General features: G+C 70.4%; 8 protein-coding genes. 5 read left to right on the top strand and 3 right to left on the bottom strand.

Annotation, left to right across the window (positions count from 1 at the left end):
- Positions 1 to 401, top strand: a 401-nt coding sequence (locus tag KDL01_RS18630) for a DUF6542 domain-containing protein (protein ID WP_212529791.1), incomplete at its 5' end; no start/stop codon positions are given.
- On the opposite strand, the gene KDL01_RS18625 is transcribed toward KDL01_RS18630, so the two are convergent.
- Positions 398 to 1,390 carry a 4-hydroxy-3-methylbut-2-enyl diphosphate reductase gene (locus tag KDL01_RS18625; RefSeq protein WP_212529790.1) on the bottom strand — a complete coding sequence of 331 codons (993 nt, stop codon included), beginning with the start codon at positions 1,388 to 1,390 and terminating at the stop codon, positions 398 to 400. The two genes, KDL01_RS18630 and KDL01_RS18625, sit on opposite strands and share 4 nt — an antisense overlap.
- A 195-nt stretch (positions 1,391 to 1,585) precedes the next feature.
- Between KDL01_RS18625 and xseA the strand changes: the two genes are divergently transcribed.
- Positions 1,586 to 2,944, top strand: coding sequence for an exodeoxyribonuclease VII large subunit (xseA, locus tag KDL01_RS18620; RefSeq protein ID WP_212529789.1), 1,359 nt, complete (start codon positions 1,586 to 1,588; stop codon positions 2,942 to 2,944).
- Positions 2,945 to 3,049: 105 nt separating this feature from the next.
- On the opposite strand, the gene KDL01_RS18615 is transcribed toward xseA, so the two are convergent.
- Positions 3,050 to 3,535, bottom strand: coding sequence for a GNAT family N-acetyltransferase (locus tag KDL01_RS18615; protein ID WP_212529788.1), 486 nt, complete (start codon positions 3,533 to 3,535; stop codon positions 3,050 to 3,052).
- A 47-nt stretch (positions 3,536 to 3,582) separates the two neighbouring features.
- On the opposite strand from KDL01_RS18615, the gene KDL01_RS18610 reads away from it, so the two are divergent.
- The gene (locus tag KDL01_RS18610; protein ID WP_212529787.1) at positions 3,583 to 3,801 is read left to right on the top strand and encodes an exodeoxyribonuclease VII small subunit; all 219 of its coding nucleotides are present in this window, start codon (positions 3,583 to 3,585) and stop codon (positions 3,799 to 3,801) included.
- Between the two features lie 60 nt (positions 3,802 to 3,861).
- On the opposite strand, the gene KDL01_RS18605 is transcribed toward KDL01_RS18610, so the two are convergent.
- Positions 3,862 to 4,410, bottom strand: coding sequence for a DUF4245 domain-containing protein (locus KDL01_RS18605; RefSeq protein ID WP_212529786.1), 549 nt, complete (start codon positions 4,408 to 4,410; stop codon positions 3,862 to 3,864).
- A gap of 156 nt (positions 4,411 to 4,566) precedes the next feature.
- On the opposite strand from KDL01_RS18605, the gene glpX reads away from it, so the two are divergent.
- Positions 4,567 to 5,562: a class II fructose-bisphosphatase gene (glpX, locus tag KDL01_RS18600; protein WP_212529785.1), complete on the top strand. Its 996-nt coding sequence runs from the start codon at positions 4,567 to 4,569 to the stop codon at positions 5,560 to 5,562.
- Positions 5,563 to 5,717: 155 nt separating this feature from the next.
- Complete coding sequence (locus tag KDL01_RS18595; RefSeq protein ID WP_212529784.1) at positions 5,718 to 7,739, top strand: MFS transporter; 2,022 nt, start codon at positions 5,718 to 5,720, stop codon at positions 7,737 to 7,739.
- Positions 7,740 to 7,756: the final 17 nt, after the last annotated feature.

Genomic DNA, 7,756 nt, shown 5'->3' with positions numbered 1-7,756 from the left:
CGCCGCGGCCGAGCGGCGGCATCGGCCCGCTGACCGGGCTCGGCGTCGCGCTGCTGCTGGTCGTCGGCTGCGTCTGCGGCGGGCTGCTCGATCTGCTGCTCGTCGGCGGCCCCGCCTGGGCCCTGGCCGTGCTCTACGTCGCGGCCTGCGGCTACACCGCCACCCGGGTACGGCGCGCCGACTGGTTCAGCGCGCTCGTCAGCCCGCCCCTGGCCTTCGCCGGCGCGCTGATCCTGCTCGCGGAGCTGATGCCGGACAGCTTCGGCCCGGGTCTGCTCGGCCTGGCGGCCACCACGTTCGAACTGCTCGCCGCCAAGGCCAAGGCGCTCTACTTCGGCACTGCCGTGTCCGCCGTCGTGCTGCTGGTACGCCGCTTCAAGGGCCGCGGCGTCGTGCGTTAGGGCCTCGTCGGCTCCGAGGCCTGGAGCCGCTTGAGCTCGTGCGGGAGCGCGAACAGCAGCTTCTCCTGCGCCGAACGCACTTCCTCGACCTCGCCGTAGCCGTGCGCGGCGAGCAGCTCGAGCACATCCTGGACCAGGTTCTCCGGCACCGAGGCACCGGAGGTCAGGCCCACCGTGGTGACGCCCTCGAACCAGGCCGGGTCGACCTCCTCGGCGAAGTCCACCAGGTAGGAGGCGGGCACGCCGACCTCGAGGGCGACCTCGACCAGGCGCACCGAGTTGGAGGAGTTCTTGGAGCCGACCACGATCAGCAGGTCGCACTGGCCGGCGATCTGCTTGACCGCGATCTGCCGGTTCTGGGTGGCGTAGCAGATGTCGTCGGACGGCGGGTCGAGCAGCAGCGGGAAGCGCTGCTTGAGCCGGGCCACGGTCTGCTGGGTCTCGTCCACCGACAGGGTCGTCTGGGAGAGCCAGGCCACCTTCGCCGGGTCGCGCACCTCGACGCCGTCCACCCCGTCCGGGCCGTCCACGAGCTTGATGTGCTCGGGCGCCTCGCCGGTGGTGCCGATGACCTCCTCATGGCCCTCGTGGCCGATGAGCAGGATGTCGTAGCCCTCCTCGGCGAAGCGCACGGCCTCCTTGTGCACCTTCGTGACCAGCGGGCAGGTCGCGTCGATGGTGCGCAGGTTGCGGTTCTTGGCCGAGTGGTGCACGTCCGGGGCCACACCGTGGGCGGAGAAGATCACCAGGGCGCCCTCGGGCACCTCGTCGTTCTCCTCGACGAAGACGGCGCCGCGCTCCTCGAGCGTCTGCACGACGTGCTTGTTGTGCACGATCTCCTTGCGGACGTACACGGGGGCGCCGAAGCGCTCGAGCGCGCTCTCCACCGTCTGCACCGCCCGGTCCACTCCTGCGCAGTAGCCGCGTGGGGCGGCCAGGAGGACTCGCTTGCGGGGAGCGGATTCGGCAGTGACCGGAGCAGAGACCATGACACCTATGGTATTCCGCTCTCCGGTGTGCGCCCTAGCCCGGAACGGGGATCTTCACCGGCTCTGCACATCGTGACCGCCGCGCCGCGCCCACCAGCGCGCGGCGACGGGTCCGGGGACCGCGCAGGTGGGGCGCACAGGGGTGACGCCCGGCGCGGCGGCGGGGTGTCAGAACCCGGCACTAGGGTGTTCGCCATGGCCTTGGACAGCTCCTTCGACAAGCCGGTGCCGGTGGCTACGGTCGCGACACTGGTCGGCGACTGGATCGACCGGCTCGGCGTGATCCACGTCGAGGGGCAGATCACGCAGATCAACCGGCGCCCCGGGGCCGGGGTGGTGTTCCTGACGCTGCGTGACCCGGCCCAGGACGTGTCGGTGAGCATCACCTGCTTCCGCCAGGTCTTCGAGCAGATCGTCCCGCCGCCCGCGGAGGGCCAGCGGGTGGTGCTGCGGGCCAAGCCGGCCTTCTACCGCGGCCGCGCCCAGTTCTCGCTGCAGATGTTCGAGCTGCGCCAGGTCGGGCTGGGCGAGCTGCTCGCCCGGATCGAGCAGCTCAAGGCGAAGCTGGCGGCGCAGGGCCTGTTCGACCCGGGCCGCAAGCAGCGGCTGCCGTTCCTGCCGCAGCTGATCGGGCTGATCACCGGCCGCGCGTCGGCCGCGGAGAAGGACGTGCTGGAGAACACCCGGCGGCGCTGGCCGGGCGTGCGCTTCGAGGTGCGCGAGGTCGCGGTGCAGGGGGCCACGGCCGTGCCGCAGATCACCGCGGCGCTGGCCGAGCTCGACGGGCATCCCGAGGTGGACGTCATCGTCATCGCGCGCGGCGGCGGCTCGGTGGAGGACCTGCTGCCGTTCTCCGACGAACAGCTGCTGCGGGCCGTGGCCGCGTGCCGCACGCCGGTGGTCTCGGCGATCGGGCACGAGCCCGACTCCCCGCTGCTGGACCTGGTCGCCGACCTGCGCGCGTCCACTCCGACGGACGCGGCCAAACGCCTGGTGCCGGACGTGCGCGAGGAGCTCGAGCGGGTGCGCCAGGCCAGGGAGCGGATGCGCGCGGCGATCGTGCGCACGCTCGACCGGGAGGAGCGCGCGCTCGCCAACTACCGGTCGCGGCCGGTGTTGGCGGCGCCGCACAGCATGCTCGAGCGCCGGGAGCAGGAGCTCGCCGACGCCCGAGCGCGGGCCCGCCGGGCCCTGCACCACCGCCTCGCGCGCGACACCGAGGTGCTCGCCCAGACCCTCGCCCGGGTCCGTGCGCTCTCCCCGCTCAAGACCCTTGAGCGGGGATACGCGATCGTGCAGAGCGCCGAGGGCCACGTGCTGCGCGACGCTGCGCAGGTGACGGCCGGTCAGGAACTCGGCGTCCGGCTGGCGGCGGGACGCCTGGCCGTGAAGGTGGGCGCGGTCTCGGAGACCGGCGGACCCGCGGGTATCGGGCCTTCGGACGCGGGTGGCGCGTCCGGTGGACCTGAGGTGGGTGACGTGGATGATGTCGTTGCCGTGGATGAAGTCGATACGGTCGGCGGCGTGGATGGGGCCGCCGGGGTGGATGTCTGACTGATCGTCGGTGGTGCGTCGATCGGGCGATCGTGCCTGATCAGGGTCTTGCGAGCGGTGCGGCTCGAGCGAAAGCGGGTACTGATAGCGCTTTCTTCGCCGTCGTCACACCTGTTGCGGCAGCCAGCGGCTGAGGTAGGTGCCGAAGCGCGGTTCGGCGAACCCGAGCTCCCGGTAGAGCTTCTCGCCGGACTCGGAGGCGACCAGTTCGGTCTTGGCCACGCCGCAGCCGTCCATCCACTCCAGCGCCGCCTCGACCACGGCCCGCGCGAGGCCGCGCCGCCGGAAGTCCGGATCCGTGGACACGCTCAGGATGTAGCCCACCACCCCGGTGTGGTTGTCCGGGCTGGGCAGGCGCTGCTGGATCACCCCGACCGCCCCGGCCGCGAGCTTGCCCGGCGCGTCTCCCGCGTCGACCACGAAGGCCTGCATCGAGCCGTCCGGGTCGGACAGCGCAAGCTCGAACGTGTCCTTGCAGGAGTATTCCCAGGATTCGTCGTGTACCTCCCTGAATGCGTTGATCATGATCCGGCGCAGCCGGGTCAATTCCCAGGCGTCCTCGACCGACGCCCTCCTTACCACCACTCCCATGAGTGCCTCCCCGCTCTCTGTCGGTAAGGGAATCTATCGTGGTGGGCATGACTTCGGAAGAGATCTCCACCCTGGGGTACGAGCAGGCGCGCGACGAACTGATCACCACGGTTCAACGGCTTGAGGCCGGTGGCCTGCCGTTGGAGGATTCGCTGCGGCTGTGGGAGCGCGGCGAGGCGCTCGCCGCGCACTGTCAGTCCAAGCTGGACGGGGCGCGGGCGCGCCTCGACGCGGCGCTGGCGGCCGAGGGGGCGCCGACGGAGTAGGCGTGGGGATTCGACGCACGCGGCGGAGCCGGCTGCGCAGCCGGCTCCGCCGCGGCCGTGTCAGCTCTGCAGCGAGCCGGCGAGCAGCTCGAGGTCGGCCGGCGAGGCGGAGCCGGCCACGACCTCGAGGGACTTGCCGTTCTGCAGGAACAGCAGCGTCTTGAGGGCGCCCGGCGTGGTGCCGGTGTAGTGCAGCCACGTCTGGCCGGCCACGGTCACGGTGCCGGACTGGGTGGCATCCGAGCTCTGATCGCCGAGGTACTGGGCGACGGACTCGGTGGTCTGGGTGAAGGCGGCGTAGGTGCCGGAGGTGGTCAGGTAGCCCAGGCGCCACTCGGCCGCGGTGTCGCCGGCCGGCTCGTACTCGTCCGAGGTCAGCTCCCAGCCGGCGGGCAGGCCGGTCGGGCTCAGCGCCTCGAACGGAAGCTGGCTGCGCGCGGCGGTGAGCATCGCCTGGTAGTCGGCGCTCGAGACGGGCGTGACCGCGCTCTTCGGCGTGTTCGAGGGCATGAGCCAGAACACCAGCAGGATCGGCACCACGATCAGCGCCATGGTGAGCACCATGTCGCGCACGGTGGTCCTGAGCCGGGATCGGGTCTTCGCTGCCATGGCGCCATCATCCCAAGCCGCTCCCCCTGGCCGCGCACCGGGGCGGCAGTAGGATCAACGAACCGGCCCCCTCAACCGGTGACCACGTGTTTCCCCTCGTGCGGGCGACCCATGAGCGGAAACGACCAAGCTTGTCCGAGTGCGGAAGGACTGCAGATGACTCAGGCGCACGAGGTGCCCGACCGGAACCTGGCCCTCGAACTCGTCCGGGTGACCGAGGCGGCGGCCCTGGCGGCCGGCCGCTGGGTCGGCCGGGGCGACAAGATCGGCGCGGACGGCGCCGCGGTGGGCGCCATGCGGCGTCTGATCAACACCGTCTCGATGGACGGGGTGGTGGTGATCGGCGAAGGCGAGAAGGACAACGCGCCGATGCTCTTCAACGGCGAGCAGGTCGGCAACGGCGACGGGCCCGAGTGCGACGTGGCCGTGGACCCGATCGACGGCACCACGCTCAACGCCAAGGGCATGCCGAACGCCATCGCCGTGATCGCGCTGGCCGAGCGGCACGCGATGTACGACCCGTCCGCCGTGTTCTACATGGAGAAGCTGGTGACCGGCCCGCAGGCGGCCGGGTCGGTGGACATCACCGCGCCGGTCGCGCACAACGTGCAGGCCGTGGCCCGGGCCAAGGGCTGCTCGCCGAGCGAGGTCACCGTGGTGATCCTGGACCGGCCCCGGCACGAGGACCTGGTGCGCGAGGTGCGCGAGTCCGGCGCCCGGATCAAGTTCATCAGCGACGGCGACGTGGCCGGCGCGATCATGGCGGTGCGCCCGGAGACCGGTGTGGACCTGCTGCTCGGCATCGGCGGCACCCCCGAGGGCATCATCGCGGCCAGCGCGATCAAGTGCCTGGGCGGGGTGATCCAGGGCAAGCTGTGGCCGAAGGACGAGGCCGAGCGGCGCAAGGCGCTGGACGCGGGCCACGACCTCGACCGGGTGCTGACCACCGACGAGCTGGTGACGGGCGAGAACTGCTTCGTGGCCATCACCGGCATCACGGACGGGGAACTGGTGCGCGGCGTGCACTACCGCTCCGGCGGCGCGGTCACCACCTCGCTGGTGATGCGCTCCAAGAGCGGCACGGTGCGCCGGATCGAGTCGGAGCACCAGCTGACGAAGCTGCGGACCTACTCCTCGGTCGACTTCGGCTGACGCCGCGGTAGCCGCAGCACCCTGCCGCCGCCGATACCCCCGCCGGGCGCCCGTTCGGACGCCTGCGCAGGCGGGCCGCGGGCCGCGGTGATCCCCTTTCAGTGGAGAGTCCTTTTTCGCTGACAGGGGATCACCCCGCCGACCCGGAGGCCGTCGTGGCGACGCAGCAGGCGACGCAGGCAGAATCCGATACGCCGCGGATCGAGGAGAGCCACCGCAAGGTCATGCTGGTGTTCGCCGGCGTGATGCTCGGGATGTTCCTCGCCGCCCTCGACCAGACCATCGTGGCCACCGCGCTGCCGACCATCGTGGGCGACCTGGGCGGGGCCAACCACCTGTCCTGGGTGGTCACGGCGTACCTGCTCGCCTCGACCGCGACCACCCCGCTGTGGGGCAAGCTCGGCGACATGTTCGGGCGCAAGACCGTCTTCCAGGTCTGCATCGTGATCTTCCTGGTCGGTTCGGTGGCCTGCGGCCAGGCCCGCAACATGGCCGAGCTGATCGCCTTCCGCGGTCTGCAGGGGATCGGCGGCGGCGGGCTGATGGTGCTGTCGATGGCCATCATCAGCGACGTCGTGCCGCCGCGCGACCGGGGCAAGTACCAGGGCGTGATCGGCGCCGTCTTCGGCGTCGCCTCGGTGCTCGGCCCGCTGCTCGGCGGCTTCCTGGTGGACAACCTCAGCTGGCGCTGGGTGTTCTACGTCAACCTGCCGATCGGCGCGGTGGCGCTGGTGGTCATCTCGATCGCGCTGACGAAGAAGAACCCGGACCACAAGCCCAAGATCGACTACCTCGGCACCTTCCTGATCGCCGCCGCCTCGATCTGTCTGGTGCTCATCACCAGCCTCGGCGGGACGACCTGGGGGTGGACCTCGGGTCCGATCTTCGCCTTCGCGGTCGGGGCGGTGGTCCTGCTGGTCCTGTTCGTCATGGTGGAACGACGCGCGGCCGAACCGGTGCTACCGCTCAAGCTGTTCCGCAACCGGGTCTTCACCCAGTGCTCGGCGATCGGGTTCGTGGTCGGGTTGTGCATGTTCGGCGCGCTGTCCTACCTGCCGCTGTTCATGCAGGTCGTGGACAACGACTCACCCACCGTCTCGGGGCTGCGGCTGCTGCCGATGATGGCCGGGCTGCTGGTGGCCTCGATCGGCACCGGACAGCTCATCAGCAAGTTCGGCAAGTACAAGATCTATCCGATCATCGGCACGCTGTGCATGGCGGTCGGGCTCTATCTGATGTCCCACGTGGACGAGCACACCACCTCGACCACGCTCGGCTGGGACATGGTGGTCTTCGGCCTCGGCATCGGGCTGACCATGCAGGTGCTCACGATCGCCACGCAGAACGCGGTGGACTACACCGACCTGGGCGTGGCCACCTCCGGGGTGACCTACTTCCGCTCGATCGGCAGCGCCTTCGGCGCGTCCATCTTCGGCACGATCCTCAACAACCAGCTCAGCAGCAACCTGACGTCCTCGATCGCGCAGGGCAAGATCCCGGCGCACTTCCCGGCCCAGCAGATCCTGGCCAACCCGCGGGCGGTCAACCAGCTGCCGCGGGCCGAGGCCGCCCCGTTCCTGCACATCTACGCCACCTCCTGCGCGCACGTGTTCCTGATCGCCTCGCCGATCGCGCTGGTCGCCTTCGTGCTGGCGCTGTTCCTGCCCGAAGTGGCGCTGCGTACGGCCACCCGCACCACCGACCTCGGCGAGTCCTCCGGCCTGCCCACCTACCGCACCTCGCTGGCCGAGATCGAACGCTTCGTCACGAAGCTCTCGAGCCGTCAGAACGTCTGGGAGCGCTACGGACGGGCGATCGAGCGCGCGGACGTGGACATCTCGGTACCGCAGGCCTACGGGCTCTTCCGGCTGCACCACGCCGGGCCGATCACCGAGGAGCAGATCTGCAAGCAGCTCAAGGCCCCCGCCGACGAGATCCGCCCGCGCGTGGACAGGCTGGTCTCCAGTGGAAACGCGCAACGTGACGAGAACGGCCTGATCACGCTCACCCCGAAGGGCAAGGACATCATCGACAAGCTCTCCCAGGAGCGGATCAAGATGCTCGAGGAGCAGCTCAAGGGCTGGGATCCGGAGCAGCACGAAGAGCTCATCGTATTCCTCAAGACCCTGGCCGACAATTCCTTCGAGGCACCGGACCGGCGGGTCATGCAGCGATGACCCGCCCGCTCACGCGC

The organism is Actinospica durhamensis (assembly GCF_018139695.1).
Classification (GTDB): Bacteria; Actinomycetota; Actinomycetes; order Streptomycetales; family Catenulisporaceae; genus Actinospica; species Actinospica durhamensis.
This window is presented reverse-complemented; position numbering and strand designations above follow the sequence as displayed.